The sequence below is a fragment of the Aeromicrobium erythreum genome, from assembly GCF_001509405.1.
In the GTDB taxonomy this organism is placed as follows: Bacteria; Actinomycetota; Actinomycetes; order Propionibacteriales; family Nocardioidaceae; genus Aeromicrobium; species Aeromicrobium erythreum.
On sequence record NZ_CP011502.1, the window covers coordinates 2,206,021 to 2,222,590 of the forward strand.

Here is a 16,570-nt window from a genome sequence, read left to right on the forward strand (position 1 = left end):
GGGGCGGGTGCGACCGTCACCATCGCCGCGACGCTGTGGCAGCCACGTCAGGGCCTCTGCTGCAGCGCGGGGTGGGCTCCGGCCGCGACCAGGTCGGCCACGCTGGCGCGGGGGTCGTCGCCACGGACGAGCGTCTCGCCGACGAGCACGACGTGCGCACCGGCGCGCGCGTACTCGAGCACGTCGTGCGGACCGCGGACGCCGGACTCGGCCACCCGGACGACACCGTCGGGGATGCGGGGCGCGAGCCGCTCGAAGGTGTCGCGCTTGACCTCGAGCGTCTTGAGGTCGCGGGCGTTGACGCCGATCAGCTCGGCGCCGGCGTCGAGCGCGCGGTCGACCTCGTCCTCGTCGTGGACCTCCACGAGTGGCGTGAGGCCGATCGACCGGGCCCGCTCGATGAGGCTGACGAGGGCCTGCTGGTCGAGCGCGGCGACGATGAGCAGCGCCATGTCGGCGCCTGCCGCACGCGCCTCCCAGAGCTCGTAGGAGGTGGTGATGAAGTCCTTGCGCAGCACGGGCACGTCGACCTGGGCGCGGACGGCGCGCAGGTCGTCGAGACTGCCGTCGAAGCGGCGACGCTCGGTGAGCACGCTGATCGTGGCGGCGCCACCGGCGGCGTAGTCGCGGGCGAGACCGGCGGGGTCCTTGATGGCCGCGAGGGCGCCCTTGCTGGGGCTGGCCCGCTTGACCTCGGCGATGACGCTCACGCCGTCGGCGCGGAACGTCGGCATCGGGTCGAGCGCGGGCGGCTGGAGCCGTGCCTGCTCCTTGAGCTGCTCGAGGGAGCAGGTGGCCTGTCGGGCGGCGCGGTCCTCCGCGACGCCCGCGAGGATGTCGTCGAGCACCGTCATGGCCACCTCCTCGTCAGGGTTCGAGCTGCTCCCCCGAGGGTACCCGCGCAGCAGGCGGACGACGGCCCTGGGTCCTGGCGTCCGCACGCGCGACCGCCCCGGTCCGATCGTGCGGGATCGGGCCGGGGCGGCGGGCGTCCGGCTCAGGCCTTCTTCTTGAAGTACGCGTTCGAGTCGGGGCGGTAGAGGAAGACGACGATGGCGATGCCGATCGCGAGGCTGACGAGCGAGAGCACCAGCAGGACGGGCGGCTGGCCGCCCAGCTGCGCCAGCGACCCGAGCACGCCGATCACGATGAGGACCGTGTAGACGATGCGCGCCCAGTTGGCGCCCTTGCCGATGAAGTAGGCGAACAGCGCCGCGAGGCCGACGCCGATGATCAGGCCGAAGACGACGGCGCCGATGGCGCCGATACGGGCCGCGTCACGGTCGATCGTCGCGCCGGAGCCGGCGTTGTCGATCGCCTGGTCGATGAGGTCGTCGAGCATCGCGAAGGCGAGCACCGCGGAGAGCAGGCTCAGCGCGACGTTGGCCCAGATGAGCTTGACGGCGGTGGCGACCGACGCCGGGCGCGGGCCCTTGCCCTCGGGTCGGTACTCCGGCTCGGGACTGGCGGGGAACGGCTCCATGGATCTCTTCCTCCGGTCGGGCCGGGTGCTGCCCCGGCTCTGCCACCATCCAAGCGTGGCGCGGACGCCGGGTCCAGCCGAGCAGTACCTGGCGTGTCGGGCTTGACGTAGCGGGACCGGTCAGGTGCGGATCGGGAACGTGCCGACGGCGAGGTCGTGGACCGTCTGCCGCGCGTCGTTGCCCAGAGGCCACAGCAGGTCGACGAGCAGGCCGAGGAACGTCCACTGCAGGAACAGTCCGATCATCCACCGGAAGAAGCCCTCAAGGGGTCCGGTGACGGTGCCGTCGCGTCGCACGATGCGCACGCCGACGAGCTGCTTGCCGAGGCTCTCGCCGCGGTAGCCCACCCGCAGGCCACGGTTCCACGCGTCGAAGGCAAGGAAGGCGACGACGGCGAGCCCGGTGATCACGAAGCCGCCCGGCTCGACGTCGGTGACGGTGTCGGTGGCCTCGTCGTACCTCGAGCCCGAGAAGGCGACGACGAAGCCCGCGACGAAGGGGATGCAGGTGATGACGAACGGCACGAGGAAGTCGACGAACGCCGCGGCCACGCGGATCCACCACCCGGCCGGCTCGGCCGCGGGCGCGACCGGCGGGGCGGTCGGCAGGGCCGGCGACGACGCGGCCGAGGTAGCCGCCACCGGGTGCGGCGCACCGGCGACGTCGCCCTCGGGCGCCTGACCGGGGTAGGTCGGGTACTGCGGGGCGGGGGCGGCGGGCGGCGGCGTCGGAGCGTCCGACTCGGGCCGCTCGCCCCAGGCGGGCCCGTCGCTGCTCACGTGAGGGTCAGTCCGTGACGCCGCGGTGCTCGTCGACGCCGTGCGCCGTCGCACCGTGGCCGGGGGCGCGCTCGGCGCCGAAGCCCATGCGCGACATGACCAGGCCGAGCGGTCCGGCGATCACGGCGAGCGCCGCGCCGATCGTGAAGGGCACCCAGTGCGGCTCGGGGATCAGAGCGATCCCGCCGATGGTGAAGCCGGCGAGGCAGACCAGGACGGCGGTCCAGGACGCGGGCGACGATCCGTGCGACATGCAGCTCTCTCTCCTGCGAGGGGGACGACTCCGACAGCCTACCGGTGCGCGGCGGCGCCGCTGGCGCGACCTCCTGCGGAGCGCGTCGAGCCGGTGGGCGCGAGCGCGTACGAGCGCGAGCGTCCGGAGTGGCGGGCGATGAGGGCGTGCACGGCGCGCGCATCGCGGTCGCGACCGATGCCCAGGACGCCGAGGATCGTAGCCGCCAGGATGACGATGTCCAGGCGCGCCTGGTAGCCGTTGAGGCAGGCACGGCAGTAGGCGGCCTCGAGGTCGAGGCGCTCCGCGTCGCCGAGCGCCTCACGACCGACCAGCTGCGCCGGTCCGGTCAGGCCCGCGCGGGTGAGGAAGCGGTCGGAGACCTGCGGGAACTCCTCGCGCAGGCAGTCGATGACGTTCTGCGGCAGCGGCCGGTTGCCGACGACGCTCATGTCGCCGCGCACGACGTGCCACAGCTGCGGCAGCTCGGTGAGCGCGAACCGCTCCACGAACCGGCCGATGCGCGTGTACAGCGGCGAGTCGGCGGGGATGTTGAGGAAGCGGGTGGTGTCGTCGACCGGGACGGTGTCGCGGTTCACGAGCTTGTCGGCGTTGCGCACCATCGTGCGGAACTTGGTGAGCAGCACGACCTCGTCGCTGCTGACTCGACGGCGCGAGCGGTAGAACACCGGACGCCCCTCCGCGAGGAGGATGCCGGCCGCGACGGTGAGCACCACCGGCACCCAGACGATCGCGCCGACGACGGTGAGGAACAGGTCGAGTGCGCGCTTCTTCCACATCAGGGGGCCACCTTCGGGTCGACGAGCTCGGGGGTCGGATCGACGCGTCCGGGCCGGACGGCCTGGACGACGAGGGAGAGGGAGCGCACCAGCAGCCACAGACGCGCGTCGAGGCCGACGACGCGACGACGGCCGAGCGGCTGCGACGACCGCAGCGCGCGCTCGACGTGCGCCGCGACGCGGTCGAACCGCGCGTGCAGCCGGTGCCACGGTCGCGTGCCCTCCCCCGCGGCCAGGAGCCGCCCGGGGTAGAGCACGTCGAGGCGTGCGTGCGGGTGGGCGGCGACGAGCTCGAGGAGCAGCTGCTCGACGAGGCTCTTCGCGCCGCCGTAGTAGCGCCGGTCGGGCGTGGGCGCCAGCGCGACCACCGAGGACACGAGGACGATGCGGACCGGACGGCCGTCGGCGGCACCGAGGACGCCGCGGAGCAGTCCGAGGTCGCGGCGCAGGCCTGCGACGTCGCGGTCGTGGTCGGGGACGCCCGGGTGGACCGGGCCCAGCGCGCACACCGCGACGTCGACCGCCGACGCGTCGGCCAGCCGTGAGCCCAGGTCGTCGTCCTCGACGTCGAGCACGTCGGCGCCTGCGAGCGCCGCCGTGTCGTCGGCGTGCCGCGAGACGGCGAGCACAGGTCCCTCGTGCCGCGCCAGCAGGCTGCGGCCGACACGCGTGCGCGGGCCGACGACGACCAGCGGCACGGCGCCGCGCCGCTCGGGCTCGGCGCCCGCCTGCACGGTGGCGTCGCTCGTGACGGCGGTCATCGCGCACCCCGCTCGAGGACGGCCTCGAACCGGTCGGCGCAGCCGGCCAGCGAGAACTCCTGCTCGGCGAGCTCACGCGCCTGGGCGCGCACGGTGTCGCGACGCTCGTCGTCGGCGAGCAGGGCGTCGACCCAGGCCGCGGCCGCGGGCAGCGAGGTCGCCTCGGGACGGCCGACGTGACCGCCGGCGCGCTCGACCAGGTCGGAGGCGGCGTTCTCCTCGGGCATCAGGCCGACGACGGGACGGCCCGCGCACAGGTAGGACAGCGTCTTGGACGGCACGGAGAACGCGCCGGCCTGCTGGTCGAGCAGCACGACGAGGACGTCGCCGCTGCCGAGCACCTCGGGGAGACGCTCGTAGGGCTGGAACGGCAGCAGGGTGAGCGGGACGTCGAGCCGGTCGGCCTCGGCGCGGATCACGTCGGCCGCCGGACCCTCGTTCACGACGACGAGCCGCACGGGACGACCGAGCTCGCGCACGGCGGCCGTCAGCCGCACCAGCAGGGCCGGGTCGTGCTTGAGGCCGAGGGTCCCGGAGTACAGGAGGGTCTGGACGTCGTCGAGCTCGTGCTCCACGGCCCAGTCGTTCTTGCGCTGGACCGGCACGATCTCATCGAGCGGGGCCCAGTTGGCGATGACGGTCGTCTTGTGAGCCGTGCCCCACCGCTCGTGCACCGGGACGAAGGAGTCGGCGATGACGACCACCTGGCTGGCACGCCGCGACGTCCAGCGCTCGGCCAGGTCGAACGCGAGCGCGACGGCGCGGAAGGAGCGCGAGAGCTTGGCGCCGGCGAAGGACCGGACGGCCACCGAGTAGACGTCCTGGTGCCACAGCACCCAGGGCTGGCGGAACAGCGCCATGGCGGCGGCGAAGACGACGAGCGTCGGGATCTGCACGTTCGACATGAGCGCGACGTCGGGGCGGACGCGGCGCACGTGGCGCACGAGCTCGACGCCGAGGCGCACCTCGAGCAGGAGCCGCTGCACGAAGCGGCTCTTGTCGAAGACGATGCCGTCGCCGACGGTCTCGAAGCGGATGGTCTCGCCGGGCTGGGCCTCGAGTCGGCCCTTGCCGGAGACGTAGGCGTTGCAGGTGGAGTGCGTCACGTCGTGCCCGCGCCGGGCGAGCTCGCGGCTGAGCTGGGCCTGGAACGGGTGCCCGCTGTAGTCGTGCACGAGGACGCGCATTCGACCTCCACTCGTGGTCACCGTCTCTCGGTGTCGCACGGGTCAACGAGGCGCGGCACCCAGGGTTACGTCCGCGACGGCTCGTGGAGGGACTTTCGTCACACGGTCGGGTCGCGTCCCTCGTCGAGCGCCTTCCACGGGTCCTCGACGACCGGTCGGCGCGACGGTGCGTCGTAGCGTCCGCTCATCCCGGGCCAGCCGCGTCCGTGCCGCACCACCAGGGCGCCGAGCAGCGCCGCGACCACGAAGCCTCCGGCCGCCACGAACGGCCACGGCGAGGTCGCGACGCGGCCGAGGTCCTCACCGGTGAACGCCGGCGACTGCTCGGCCGCGCCCACGAGCGCGTCGCGCGAGCCGTCGCCCGTGCCGCCGAGCACGCTGAGCACCGCGCCACCGACGCCCAGGAGGACGACCAGCACGCCCACGACCCACCGGCCCCGGCCGCGCGTCGCGAGCACGGCGAGCGCCGCGGTGACGACCACCACCGCCAGGGCAGCGGCCAGCGGCGCGACGTCGCGGCCCGTGACCACGACGTCGGCGGGCGGGAGGCCCTGGGGCGCGAGCCGGGTGCTGGCCCACGTGCGTCCGAGGGCGACCCAGGCCACGCCGCCCGCGACCAGCAGGCCGAGCACCGACGGCGCGTACAGCCGACGGCCGCGGGTCGGCGCGGCAGCGGGTGACGTCACAGCAGCCGGTCCGCGTCGAAGCAGGTGGTGGCGCCCGTGTGGCAGGCGGGGCCCTCCTGGTCGACGACGACGAGCAGCGTGTCGCCGTCGCAGTCGAGCCGGACCTCGCGCACGTGCTGCACGTGGCCGGAGGTCTCCCCCTTCACCCAGTACTCCTGGCGGCTGCGGCTCCAGTAGGTCCCGCGGCCCGTCGTGAGCGTGCGGTGCAGCGCCTCGTCGTCCATCCAGCCGACCATGAGGACGGCGTGCGTGCCGGCGTCCTGGACGACGGCCGGCACGAGGCCGGCAGGGTCGCGCTTGAGCCGTGCGGCGACGGCGGGGTCGAGGGAGCTCACGGGTCCATCCTCCCAGAGGGTCAGTCGGCGACCGGGGCGATGCCCAGCGACGCCTGCGCCACCCAGCTGGCGTGCAGGCGCGCGTACACGCCGCCGGCCTCGACGAGCGCGGCGTGCGACCCGTCCTCCACCAGCCGGCCGGCATCGAACACGAGCACCCGGTCGGCGTTCTCGGCGGTGGTCAGCCGGTGCGCGATGGTGACGCTCGTGCGCCCGTCGAGCAGCGTCTCCAGGGCGCGGGTGGCGCGCAGCTCCGTCTGCGGGTCGACGGCGCTGGTGGCCTCGTCGAGCACGAGGAAGTCGGGGTCGGCGAGCGCCGAGCGCACCAGCGCCACCAGCTGCCGCTCCCCCGCCGACAACGACTCGCCACGCTGGCCGACCGGCGTGTCGAGGCCTCGCGGCAGCGTCGCGAACCAGTCGGTGAGCCCCAGGTCGGCCACCGTCGCCAGGAGCACCTCGTCGGACGCGTCCCGCCGGCCGTAGCGCAGGTTCTCGCGCAGCGTGGCGTCGAACAGGAACCCCTCCTGCGGCACCATCAGCACGTGCCGCCGCAGGTCGTCGAAGGCGACCTGCGTGATGTCGGTGTCGCCCAGCCGCACGGTGCCGCGGGTCGGGTCCATGAGGCGGGTCAGCAGCTTCGCGAACGTCGTCTTGCCCGAGCCCGTCTCGCCCACGACGGCGATCCGCTGCCGTGGCTCGATGACGACGTCGACGTCGGAGAGCACCTCCGGTCCGCCGGGGTAGGCGAACCCGACGCCCTCGAAGCGCGCACCGAGCACCTCGTCGGGGAGCGCGAGCCCGTCGGGACCGGGGTCGACGACGTCGGCGGGCGTGTCGAGGAGCTCGATGACGCGTCGCCAGGACGCGATCGCGTTCTGCGCCTCGGTGAGCACCTGGGTGGCCATCTGCGCCGGCCCGACGAGCAGCCCGACGAGGAACGCGAAGGCGATGACGGTGCCCATCGACAGCCCGCCCGCCACGCCGATCACGACACCGGCCGCGATGGCGCCGGCGTTCGCCAGGCCTCCGGCGAGCCCCGCCGACGCGAACGTGACGGCGACCAGCTTCTGCGCGCGGACGTTGGCGTCGAGGTTGCGCTGGATGCCGTCGTCGACGCGCTGCTGCGTGCGCTCCTCGATGGCGTGCGCCTTGACGACCGACGCGCCCACGACGGGCTCGGCGACCACGGCGAGCATCTCACCGACCGTCCGGCGGACGGTGTCGTAGGCGCGGCTGAGCCGTCCGGCGAAGAACTTCAGGCTCACGACGAGCGGCAGGAAGCAGGCCCACACGACGAGCGTGAGCTGCCAGGAGTAGAACGCCATGATGATCGTCGCGACCAGCATCTGACCGATGCTGATGACGATGGTGATGCCGGTGAACTGCAGGAACAGGGACACCTGGTCGACGTCGGAGGTCACCCGCGAGACGAGGGCGCCGCGCCGCTCGGCGTTCTGCGTGAGCATCGACAGGTCGTGGACGTGCCGGAACGCGGTGACCCGCAGCTCGGCCAGGCCGCGCTCGCTCGCGACGAACAGCCGCACCCGCATCCAGTAGGCGACGACGGCCGTCAGCAGCACGAGGACGAGCGCCCCGAGGAGGTAGGGCCCGATGGCGGACAGCGACGTCGTGCCGCCGTCGCCGAGACCGGAGTCGATCGTGCGCTGGATGACCACGGGCACCACGGAGCCGCCGACGGTGCTGAGCACGGCCAGCAGAAGGGTGAGCCACAGGCCGTCGCGGATGGCCGGCGAGAGCGCGAGCCCGCGGCGCACGATCTGACCGCCGGTGGCGCGCACGGGTGCGACGCCGGGGAGCGTGGTGTCGCTGCTCATGCGCTCGCCTCCCTCGCCTGGTCGTAGGCGTCGACGAGATCGCGGTAGACGCTCGACCTCTCCAGCAGCTCCTCGTGGGTGCCCCGCTCGACCACGCGGCCGCCGTCGAGCAGCACGACCTCGTCGGCGAGGGAGATGGTGGCCTTGCGGTAGGCGACGACGAGCACGGTCGGGCCGCTGCCGTCGGACGTGCGCTCCGCGAGCGCCCGCAGGATCCGCTGCTCGACCTCCGGGTCGACCGCGCTCGTCGCGTCGTCCATGACGAGCAGGCGGGGTCGGCGCACCAGGGCGCGGGCGAGCGCGAGGCGCTGGCGCTGACCGCCCGACAGGGTCGTGCCGCGCTCGCCGAGCTGGGTGTCGAGCCCGGCGCCGAGGCGTGCGACGAACCCGTCGGCCTGCACCGTGCGCAACGCCTCCCACACGTCCTCGTCGGGGACGTCGAGGCCGAGCGTCACGTTCTCGCGGACGGAGTCGTCGAACAGGAACGTGCCCTGCGGGACGACGGCGACGGTGCTGGCCAGCGCGCCGTGGTCGAGCGTGCGCAGGTCGAGGCCGTCGACCTCGACGGTGCCGAGTCGCGGGTCGACGAGCCGGGACAGCAGCGTGGTGAGCGTGCTCTTGCCGCTGCCCGTCGCTCCGACGAGCGCGGTGACGCTGCCGCGGGGCACGTGGAGGTCGACGCCCTGGAGCACGTCGTGCTCGGCGTCGTCGAAGCGGTGGGCCACGCCGCGCAGGCGCAGGTCGACCGCTCCGGCGCCCGGGACCGTGCCGTCGCCGTAGGCCATCGACCCCGTCGCCTGCAGGACGTTGTCGACGCGGTCCCAGCCGACCACGCTGCGCGGCAGCTCGCCGAGGACCCAGCCGATCGCGCGCACGGGGAAGGCGACGACCGTGAACAGGTACGCGACCTGCACGACGTCGCCCGGCTCCGCGGCACCGCTGGCGACCCGGCCGACGCCGAGGACGAGCACGAGGAGGATGCCGAGGTTCGGCAGCGCCTCCAGGAGCGGGTCGAAGATGCTGCGGATGCGCCCGACCGCGATGTTCGCGTCGCGCAGCTCGTGCGTGGCCCGCGTGAACCGCTCGGTCTCCTCGGCCTCGCGGCCGAGCGACTTGACGACCAGCGCGCCGTCGAAGGACTCGTGCGCGACCGCGCTGAGGTCGCCGCGCAGCGCCTGCGCGCGGGCCACACGCGGCGACAGCCAGCGCTGGTAGAAGACGTTGATGCCGAACAGTGCGGGGAAGACGACGAGGCCGACGATCGTCAGCACCCAGTCGGCCTCGACCATGGCGACGAGCGCGGCCGCGAGCATCGCGACGACGCCGACGGCCATCGGCAGCGGCATGAACACCGCCCACGCGGCCTCGACGTCGGCGTTGGCGTTCGAGAGCAGCTGCCCGGTGGGGTGGCGGTGGTGCCACGACATGGGCAGCGCGAGGTACTGGCGGGTGACCTTGCGGCGGTAGGTGGCGACGAGCCGGTAGTAGACGATGCCGCCGATGAGCCGACGGGCGATGACGCCCAGGGCGCGCAGGGTCGCGACGGCCAGGAACAGGCCGATGGCCGTCCACAGCGCGCCCTGGGCCACCTCGCCCCGCGCGAAGGAGGGCCGGACGACGTGGTCGGTGGCCCAGCCGAGCACCCAGGCGTCGGCGACGGTCATCGCGCCGAACAGGACGCTGCCGACCGCCGAGACGGCGAACAGCCCCTTCTGCTCGACGATGCCGCGCCCGAGGAGGCCGAGGCCCCGGCGCATCATCCGGTCCTGCCGGGCCGACCCGAGGTCGCTACCTGACACGGTGTCCAGCTGCTCGCAAGGTCTCTTTCACCTGTCCGATCGTGAGCTCGCCGAAGTGGAACACGCTCGCGGCGAGCAGGGCGTCGGCACCGGCCTCGACCGCGGGAGCGAAGTGCTCGAGCCGTCCGGCACCACCACTGGCGATCAGTGGCACCTGGGTAACGCTGCGGACCGCCCGGATCATTTCCAGGTCGTAGCCCGCCTTCGTCCCGTCGGCGTCCATGGAGTTCAGCAGCACCTCGCCGACGCCCAGCTCCTCCGCACGACGCACCCACTCCACGGCGTCGAGACCGGCGCTGCGTCGACCACCGTGCGTGGTCACCTCGTAGCCGCTCGGCTGCGCCCCGTCGCCGCTCGTGGGGCTGCGTCGTGCATCGACGCTCAGCACCAGCACCTGGTTGCCGAAGCGGTGCGCGATCTCGGCGATCACCTCCGGTCGCGCGATGGCGGCCGTGTTGATGCCGACCTTGTCCGCGCCGGCGCGCAGCAGCCGGTCGACGTCGTCGACGGTGCGCACCCCTCCCCCGACGGTCAGCGGGATGAAGACCTGCTCGGCCGTGCTGCCGACGATGTCGAAGGTCGTGGCGCGGTCGCCACTGGAGGCGGTGATGTCGAGGAAGGTCAGCTCGTCGGCGCCCTCGGCGTCGTACACGCGGGCCATCTCCACGGGGTCGCCGGCGTCGACGAGGTCGACGAAGTTGACGCCCTTCACGACGCGTCCCGCGTCGACGTCGAGGCAGGGGATGACACGGACGGCGAGGCTCACCCGCCGAGCCTACCGATGGCTATGCTTCCCCGGTGCCTGCGACCTACCAGTGCTTCCTCTGCCGCGGCACGATCGACGTCACCTCCGACGACGCGATGGTCGTGAACGTCCACCGCCGCATCGCCGAGGACGAGTGGGGCGACGACTGGTTCGTCGACGCCGCGAAGGACACGTTCCGGTTCTGCTCCCAGGCGCACCTCGCGGAGTACATGGAGCGGTTCCCGCTGCCGCCGCCGAACGCCGGGGTCGTCGATGACGACCACATGTCGGTCGGCGACTGGGTCGGCTGCTTCGTCCTCGCGCTGCTCCTGCTCGCCCTGCTCGTGGGCGCCGTGTCCGGGCTGGTCGGCCTGGTGTCGCGCTTGACCTGAGCTCAGTCCTCGCGGCGTCGACGACGCTTGCGGGCGATCTTCTCCTCGAGCTCCTCGACGTGCTTCTCGGGGTTGAGCCGGTGCGACAGGTAACCGACCCCGACGGCCAGCACGGGGAACACCGGCCAGAAGAACAGCAGCTCCCCCGCGGCCACCGACGTCGCGCCCCAGATGCCGACGAGCAGGACCGAGAGGGCGACCCAGCCGGTGCGCATGTCGCGCAGGTCGCGCTCGAACGTGGCCAGGGCCTCCTCCCGCACGGTGGCACCCTCGGGAGCACGACGCGCCCGTCGGGCGGGTGTGCGGCTTGACGCGAGGTCCTCGAGCAGCGGCAGCACCTGGCCGAGGCGGACGACCTCCAGGGCCGCGTCGACGCGCCGCTCGTACTCGGCGGTGTCGACCTTCCCGGCGGCGTAGGCGTCGCGCAGCGCGGCGAGCACGACGTCGCGGTCGGCGTCGGAGGCGCGCAGCGCGACGTGGGCGGGATCGCGTGGGTCCGCCTCGAAGCGGTCCCACACCGGTCCCGCGGCCACGGTCAGGCCTCCGGTCGGGCCTGGCCGCGGGTCAGGGCGAGCGCGTCCTCGAGCGTGAACTGTCCGGTGTACAGCGCGGTACCGGCGATGGCACCCTCGACGCCGATGTCGACGAGGCCCATCAGCGCCTCGATGTCGGCGAGGGTGGTGACGCCGCCGGACGCGACGACGGGCCGGTCGGTGCGGGAGCAGACGTCGCGCAGCAGGTCGAGGTTCGGTCCCTGCAGCATGCCGTCCTTGTTGACGTCGGTGACGACGTAGCGGGCGCAGCCCTCGGCGTCGAGGCGGGCGAGCGTCTCGTACAGGTCGCCGCCGTCGCGGGTCCAGCCGCGTGCGGCGAGCGTCGTGCCGCGGACGTCGAGCCCGATGGCGACCCGGTCGCCCCACTCGGCGATGACCTTCGCGCACCACTCGGGGTTCTCGAGCGCGGCGGTGCCGATGTTCACCCGGCGGCAGCCGGCGTCCATGGCGGCCGCGAGCGACTCGTCGTCGCGCATGCCGCCGGACATCTCGACGTCGATGTCGAGGGTGCCGACGATCCGCGCGAGCAGGTCGCGGTTGTGCCCGTGGCCGAACGCGGCGTCGAGGTCGACGAGGTGGATCCACTCCGCGCCGGCCGACTGCCAGCGCAGCGCAGCCTCGACGGGGTCGCCGAACCGCTTCTCCGACCCGTCCACCCCCTGGACCAGCTGGACGGCCTGGCCGCCCTTGACGTCGACGGCGGGCAGCAGCTCCAGGTAGTCACTCACGCGGGCGATGCTATCGACGCCCGCTCGCGCCCGGCCGCGGCCTGTCTCATCGGGCTCGGTACTGGATGTGGTCGGGGTGGGTGTGAGGGACGAGCGTGCTCCGGGCGTATCGAGACCACTCCACGCCGTCGCTGGGGGTTGGCCCGCGCTGAGCCGTTGCCGGGTGGTCTCGATACGTCAGGACGTGCTCGCTGGCGCTCGCCGTCCTGACTACTCGACCAGCGAGACAACCGCTGGTCGAGTAGCGCGGAGCCGCGAGGCACGAGCGTGCTCCGCGCGTATCGAGACCACTCCACGCCGTCGCTGGGGGTTGGCCCGCGCTGAGACGTTGCCGGGTGGTCTCGATACGTCAGGACGTGCTCGCTGGCGCTCGCCGTCCTGACTACTCGACCAGCGGGGCCTCCCGCCGGTCGAGTAGGCCGACCGGCGACGAAGGAGCACGGTCGGACGTATCGAGACCACTCCACGCAGACGCTGGGGGTTGGCCCGCGCGGGGCCGTTGCCGGGTGGTCTCGATACGCGGCACGGAGCTCCTTCGTCGCCCGTGCCGCTACTCGACCAGCGGTGGGTGTCGCTCCTCGACCAGCGGAGGCGGGTCAGAGGGTGGCGAGCCAGTTCTCCAGGAGGCGGCGGCCGGCGTCGCCGGACTTCTCCGGGTGGAACTGCGTGGCCCAGAGGGGGCCGTTCTCGACGGCGGCGACGAAGCGGTCGCCGCCGTAGTCGGTCCACGTGACCCGCGGGGCGGTGAACGACGTGCCCTGGACGTCGAGCTCCCACCGGCGCACGCCGTAGGAGTGCACGAAGTAGAACCGCTCGTCCTCGAGACCGGCGAACATCCTCGAGCCGTCGGGCACCTGGACCGTGTCCCACCCCATGTGCGGGACGATGGGGGCCTGGATGCGCTCGACCGTGCCGGGCCACTCGCCGCAGCCGACGGAGCGGACACCGTGCTCGATGCCCTCGCCGAAGAGGATCTGCATGCCCACGCAGATGCCCAGCACGGGACGGTTCGCGATGAGCCGGCGCTCGATGATGCGCTCGCCGTCGACCGCCCGCAGCCCCTCCATGCACGCCGCGAATGCGCCCACGCCGGGCACGAGCAGGCCGTCGGCCGCCTCGGCGACCGCCGGGTCGGACGTCAGCGTGACGTCGGCGCCGGCGCGCTCGACCGCGCGGACGGCCGAGCGCAGGTTGCCGGAGCCGTAGTCGAGCACCGCGACCGTGGGCCGCGACGTCGCGGTCGGCACTACAGCGCCCCCTTGGTCGACGGGATGCCCGTCTCCCGCGGATCGATGGCGACGGCCGCGCGCAGCGCCCGCGCGAGCGCCTTGAACTGGCACTCGGCGATGTGGTGCGGGTCGCGGCCGGCGGTGAGCGTCATGTGCATCGTCAGGCCCGCGTGGTGGGCGATCGACTCGAACACGTGCGAGGTCAGCGAGCCGGAGTAGTCACCGCCGATGACGACGGTGATCTGCCGCTCGGGCTCGCCGGTGTGCACGAAGTAGGGCCGACCGGACACGTCGACCGTGCAGGTGGCGATGGCCTCGTCGAGCGGGACGGTCGCCGTGCCGTAGCGGGTGATGCCGGCCTTGTCGCCGAGCGCCTCGCGCAGCGCGTCGCCGATGCCGATGGCGGTGTCCTCGACCGTGTGGTGGGCGTCGATGTGCAGGTCGCCCTCGGTGCGGACCGTCAGGTCGATGAGCGAGTGCCGCGACAGCGCCGTGAGCATGTGGTCGTAGAAGCCGACCCCGGTGGAGATGTCGTGCGTGCCGGTGCCGTCGAGGTCGAGCTCGACGACGACGTGCGACTCCGAGGTCTTGCGCTCGATGCGGGCAGTCCTGCTGCTCATGCGATGACCTCCTGGAGTGCCGTGAAGAACGCGTCCATCTCGGACGGCGTCCCGATGGAGACGCGCAGCCATCCTAGGGGTCCGGTCTCGCGGATGAGCACGCCACGGTCGACGAGGGCCTGCCAGGTGGCGTGCCTGTCCTCGAAGGTGCCGAAGAGGACGAAGTTGGCGTCGGAGTCGGCGACGGTGAGCCCGAGGCCGCGCAGGCGCTCGGCGGTGCGGTCGCGCTCGACCCGCAGGGCGTCGACGTTCGCGAGCAGCTCGTCGGTGTGCCGCAGCGCCGCCAGCGCGGTGGCCTGCGTGACCGACGACAGGTGGTACGGCAGCCGGACGATGCGCAGCGCATCGACGACGTCGGCGTGGGCGGCGAGGTAGCCGAGGCGGCCGCCGGCGAGGGCGAACGCCTTGCTCATGGTGCGGGTGACGATTAACCGTCCGTGGTCGGCGAGCAGCTCGAGCGCGCTGGGCGTGCCGGCGCGCCGGAACTCCGCGTACGCCTCGTCGACGACGACCATGCCGGGTGCGGCGTCGAGCACGGCCCGAGTGTGGGCCGGGTCGAGCGCGGTGCCCGTCGGGTTGTTCGGCGAGGTCAGGAACACGACGTCAGGCTGCTCGGCGTCGATGAGCGCGACCGCGGCGTCGACGTCGATGCCGAAGTCGTCGCGCCGACGTCCCGCGACCCATCGGGTGTGGGTGTTGCGCGCGTACTCGGGGTACATCGAGTAGGTCGGTGCGAAGCTCAGCGCGGTGCGCCCCGGCCCGCCGAAGGCCTGCAGGACCTGCTGCATGATCTCGTTCGAGCCGTTCGCCGCCCACACGCGCGACGCGTCGAGGTCGACGGCCGGCGTGTCGCGCGACAGGTAGGCGGCGAGCCCCTCGCGCAGCGCGGCGGCCTCGCGGTCGGGGTAGCGGTTGAGCTCGAGCGCAGCGGTGCGCACGGCCTCGGCGACGTCGGCGGCGGCCGCCTCGCTCGGCCCGTACGGGTTCTCGTTGGTGTTGAGCCGCACCGGCACGTCGATCTGCGGCGCGCCGTACGGCTCCTCGTCCCGGAGCTCCTCACGCACCGGGACCCAGTCGGGAACGGCCATTACCGGGTCCGGCCCGTACGGATCCCCACCGCGGCACCGTGCGACGGGAGGTCCTCCGCGTTCGCCAGCACCTCGACGTGGTGCCCGACCTCGCGCAGGGCGGCCTCGGTGTAGGTGACGACGTGCACGTTCTTGCAGAATGCGCGCACCGACAGGCCCGAGGAGTGACAGGCGCAGCCGGCCGTGGGCAGCACGTGGTTGGACCCGGCGGCGTAGTCGCCGAGGGAGACCGGCGTCCACGCGCCGACGAAGATCGCGCCGGCGTTGACGATGCGTGCTGCGACGCCGGCCGCCTCGGCCGTCTGGATCTCGAGGTGCTCGGCGGCATAGGCGTTGGCGACGTCGACGGCCTGGTCGAGGTCGGCGACCAGCACGATCGCCGACTGCGGTCCGGCGAGCGACGTGCTGATGCGCGCCTGGTGCGTGGCGGTCGGGACCTGGCGCTCCAGCTCGGCGGTCACCGCGTCGGCGAGCGCGTCGCTGGGCGTGACGAGCACGCTGGCGGCCATCGGGTCGTGCTCGGACTGGCTGATGAGGTCGGCCGCGACGAAGGCGGGGTCGGCGGTGTCGTCGGCGATGACGGCGATCTCGGTGGGGCCGGCCTCGGAGTCGATGGCGACCGTGCCCTGCAGGTAGCGCTTGGCGGCGGCCACGTAGATGTTGCCCGGTCCGGTCACGAGGTCGACGGGCTGCACGCTGCCGCCGGTGGCGACGCTGCCGTAGGCGAGCAGCGCGAGGGCCTGCGCTCCCCCGGCCGCGTACACCTCGTCGATGCCGAGCAGCGCGCACGCCGCGAGGATCGTCGGGTGTGGGAGGCCGTCGAACTCCGCCTGCGGGGGCGACGTGAGGGCGATCGAGCCGACACCCGCCACCTGCGCCGGGACGGTGTTCATGACGACGGTGCTGACGAGCGGGGCGAGCCCACCGGGCACGTAGAGACCCACGCGCTGCATGGGCACGATGCGCCGCTCGACCGTGGCGCCGGGGGCGACGGTCGTGACGACCGTCTGCTCGAGCTCGGCCTCGCACGTGGTGCGCAGACGCGCGATCGACTCCTCCAGACCGGCGCGGATCGCGGGGTCGAGGTCGGCCAGCGCCTTCTCGAGGTACTCCGGCGCGACCCGCAGCGACGCGGGACGGACGCCGTCGAAGCGCTCGCCGTACTCGAGCACGGCCTCCTCGCCGCGGGCCCGGACGTCGTCGCACAACGGCCCGACCACGTGCAGCGCGTGCTCGACGTCCTGCTGCGCGCGGGGCAGCTCGGCGGTCGGGTCGGTGCGGAGGTCGAGTCGTCTGATCACGCACCGATTCTAGGG

General features: G+C 73.2%; 19 protein-coding genes. 1 reads left to right on the forward strand and 18 read right to left on the reverse strand.

Features of this window, described 5'->3' with window-relative positions:
* Nucleotides 1–47: 47 nt before the first annotated feature.
* The 12 genes from trpC to hisF all read right to left on the reverse strand — a co-directional run bounded on the left by trpC (nucleotide 48) and on the right by hisF (nucleotide 10,664).
* Complete coding sequence (gene trpC / locus Aeryth_RS10355) at nucleotides 48–854, reverse strand: indole-3-glycerol phosphate synthase TrpC (RefSeq protein WP_067858165.1); 807 nt, start codon at nucleotides 852–854, stop codon at nucleotides 48–50.
* Between the two features lie 143 nt (nucleotides 855–997).
* Nucleotides 998–1,483, reverse strand: coding sequence for a hypothetical protein (locus Aeryth_RS10360; protein WP_067858168.1), 486 nt, complete (start codon nucleotides 1,481–1,483; stop codon nucleotides 998–1,000).
* A gap of 120 nt (nucleotides 1,484–1,603) precedes the next feature.
* The gene (locus tag Aeryth_RS10365) at nucleotides 1,604–2,263 is read right to left on the reverse strand and encodes an RDD family protein (RefSeq protein ID WP_067858171.1); all 660 of its coding nucleotides are present in this window, start codon (nucleotides 2,261–2,263) and stop codon (nucleotides 1,604–1,606) included.
* A 7-nt stretch (nucleotides 2,264–2,270) separates the two neighbouring features.
* Complete coding sequence (locus tag Aeryth_RS10370) at nucleotides 2,271–2,516, reverse strand: HGxxPAAW family protein (protein WP_067858174.1); 246 nt, start codon at nucleotides 2,514–2,516, stop codon at nucleotides 2,271–2,273.
* A gap of 38 nt (nucleotides 2,517–2,554) precedes the next feature.
* Nucleotides 2,555–3,295, reverse strand: coding sequence for a sugar transferase (locus Aeryth_RS10375; RefSeq protein WP_067858177.1), 741 nt, complete (start codon nucleotides 3,293–3,295; stop codon nucleotides 2,555–2,557).
* Nucleotides 3,295–4,056, reverse strand: coding sequence for a hypothetical protein (locus Aeryth_RS10380; protein WP_067858180.1), 762 nt, complete (start codon nucleotides 4,054–4,056; stop codon nucleotides 3,295–3,297). Before Aeryth_RS10380 ends, Aeryth_RS10375 begins: the two co-directional genes overlap by 1 nt.
* Nucleotides 4,053–5,243, reverse strand: coding sequence for a glycosyltransferase family 4 protein (locus Aeryth_RS10385; protein ID WP_067858183.1), 1,191 nt, complete (start codon nucleotides 5,241–5,243; stop codon nucleotides 4,053–4,055). The genes Aeryth_RS10380 and Aeryth_RS10385 overlap by 4 nt, the downstream gene beginning before the upstream one ends.
* A gap of 98 nt (nucleotides 5,244–5,341) precedes the next feature.
* Nucleotides 5,342–5,929: a Trp biosynthesis-associated membrane protein gene (locus tag Aeryth_RS10390; RefSeq protein ID WP_067858186.1), complete on the reverse strand. Its 588-nt coding sequence runs from the start codon at nucleotides 5,927–5,929 to the stop codon at nucleotides 5,342–5,344.
* Nucleotides 5,926–6,264, reverse strand: a complete 339-nt coding sequence (hisI, locus tag Aeryth_RS10395) for a phosphoribosyl-AMP cyclohydrolase (protein WP_202967660.1) — start codon at nucleotides 6,262–6,264, stop codon at nucleotides 5,926–5,928. Before hisI ends, Aeryth_RS10390 begins: the two co-directional genes overlap by 4 nt.
* A 20-nt stretch (nucleotides 6,265–6,284) precedes the next feature.
* Nucleotides 6,285–8,099, reverse strand: a complete 1,815-nt coding sequence (locus Aeryth_RS10400; RefSeq protein ID WP_067858192.1) for an ABC transporter ATP-binding protein — start codon at nucleotides 8,097–8,099, stop codon at nucleotides 6,285–6,287.
* Nucleotides 8,096–9,898 carry an ABC transporter ATP-binding protein gene (locus tag Aeryth_RS10405; RefSeq protein ID WP_335338721.1) on the reverse strand — a complete coding sequence of 601 codons (1,803 nt, stop codon included), beginning with the start codon at nucleotides 9,896–9,898 and terminating at the stop codon, nucleotides 8,096–8,098. The genes Aeryth_RS10400 and Aeryth_RS10405 overlap by 4 nt, the downstream gene beginning before the upstream one ends.
* Complete coding sequence (gene hisF / locus Aeryth_RS10410; protein ID WP_067858198.1) at nucleotides 9,888–10,664, reverse strand: imidazole glycerol phosphate synthase subunit HisF; 777 nt, start codon at nucleotides 10,662–10,664, stop codon at nucleotides 9,888–9,890. Before hisF ends, Aeryth_RS10405 begins: the two co-directional genes overlap by 11 nt.
* A gap of 32 nt (nucleotides 10,665–10,696) precedes the next feature.
* On the opposite strand from hisF, the gene Aeryth_RS10415 reads away from it, so the two are divergent.
* Nucleotides 10,697–11,035, forward strand: a complete 339-nt coding sequence (locus tag Aeryth_RS10415) for a hypothetical protein (protein WP_067858201.1) — start codon at nucleotides 10,697–10,699, stop codon at nucleotides 11,033–11,035.
* Nucleotides 11,036–11,037: 2 nt separating this feature from the next.
* Here the strand turns inward: Aeryth_RS10415 and Aeryth_RS10420 are convergent, their stop codons facing one another.
* From Aeryth_RS10420 to hisD, 6 genes are all read right to left on the reverse strand, one after another.
* Nucleotides 11,038–11,568 carry a DUF1707 SHOCT-like domain-containing protein gene (locus Aeryth_RS10420; protein WP_067858204.1) on the reverse strand — a complete coding sequence of 177 codons (531 nt, stop codon included), beginning with the start codon at nucleotides 11,566–11,568 and terminating at the stop codon, nucleotides 11,038–11,040.
* A 2-nt stretch (nucleotides 11,569–11,570) separates the two neighbouring features.
* On the reverse strand, nucleotides 11,571–12,317 hold the full coding sequence (priA, locus tag Aeryth_RS10425; RefSeq protein ID WP_067858207.1) for a bifunctional 1-(5-phosphoribosyl)-5-((5-phosphoribosylamino)methylideneamino)imidazole-4-carboxamide isomerase/phosphoribosylanthranilate isomerase PriA: 747 nt from the start codon (nucleotides 12,315–12,317) through the stop codon (nucleotides 11,571–11,573).
* 596 nt (nucleotides 12,318–12,913) lie between these two features.
* Nucleotides 12,914–13,564, reverse strand: coding sequence for an imidazole glycerol phosphate synthase subunit HisH (gene hisH, locus Aeryth_RS10430; protein WP_067858209.1), 651 nt, complete (start codon nucleotides 13,562–13,564; stop codon nucleotides 12,914–12,916).
* Nucleotides 13,564–14,166 (reverse strand): imidazoleglycerol-phosphate dehydratase HisB, encoded by a 603-nt coding sequence (hisB, locus tag Aeryth_RS10435; RefSeq protein ID WP_067858212.1) that lies wholly within the window; start codon nucleotides 14,164–14,166, stop codon nucleotides 13,564–13,566. The genes hisH and hisB overlap by 1 nt, the downstream gene beginning before the upstream one ends.
* Nucleotides 14,163–15,254: a histidinol-phosphate transaminase gene (locus tag Aeryth_RS10440; RefSeq protein WP_067858215.1), complete on the reverse strand. Its 1,092-nt coding sequence runs from the start codon at nucleotides 15,252–15,254 to the stop codon at nucleotides 14,163–14,165. The genes hisB and Aeryth_RS10440 overlap by 4 nt, the downstream gene beginning before the upstream one ends.
* On the reverse strand, nucleotides 15,254–16,555 hold the full coding sequence (gene hisD / locus Aeryth_RS10445; protein WP_067858217.1) for a histidinol dehydrogenase: 1,302 nt from the start codon (nucleotides 16,553–16,555) through the stop codon (nucleotides 15,254–15,256). The genes Aeryth_RS10440 and hisD overlap by 1 nt, the downstream gene beginning before the upstream one ends.
* Between the last annotated feature and the right edge of the window lie 15 nt (nucleotides 16,556–16,570).

Excerpts from the sequence above, each read along its gene's own strand:
- hisB (WP_067858212.1), bottom strand. The coding sequence starts at position 14,166 with ATGAGCAGCAGGACTGCCCGCATCGAGCGCAAGACCTCGGAGTCGCAC.
- trpC (WP_067858165.1), bottom strand. The coding sequence starts at position 854 with ATGACGGTGCTCGACGACATCCTCGCGGGCGTCGCGGAGGACCGCGCC.
- Aeryth_RS10375 (WP_067858177.1), bottom strand. The coding sequence starts at position 3,295 with ATGTGGAAGAAGCGCGCACTCGACCTGTTCCTCACCGTCGTCGGCGCG.
- Aeryth_RS10370 (WP_067858174.1), bottom strand. The coding sequence starts at position 2,516 with ATGTCGCACGGATCGTCGCCCGCGTCCTGGACCGCCGTCCTGGTCTGC.
- Aeryth_RS10440 (WP_067858215.1), bottom strand. The coding sequence starts at position 15,254 with ATGGCCGTTCCCGACTGGGTCCCGGTGCGTGAGGAGCTCCGGGACGAG.
- Aeryth_RS10360 (WP_067858168.1), bottom strand. The coding sequence starts at position 1,483 with ATGGAGCCGTTCCCCGCCAGTCCCGAGCCGGAGTACCGACCCGAGGGC.
- Aeryth_RS10380 (WP_067858180.1), bottom strand. The coding sequence starts at position 4,056 with ATGACCGCCGTCACGAGCGACGCCACCGTGCAGGCGGGCGCCGAGCCC.
- Aeryth_RS10400 (WP_067858192.1), bottom strand. The coding sequence starts at position 8,099 with ATGAGCAGCGACACCACGCTCCCCGGCGTCGCACCCGTGCGCGCCACC.
- Aeryth_RS10385 (WP_067858183.1), bottom strand. The coding sequence starts at position 5,243 with ATGCGCGTCCTCGTGCACGACTACAGCGGGCACCCGTTCCAGGCCCAG.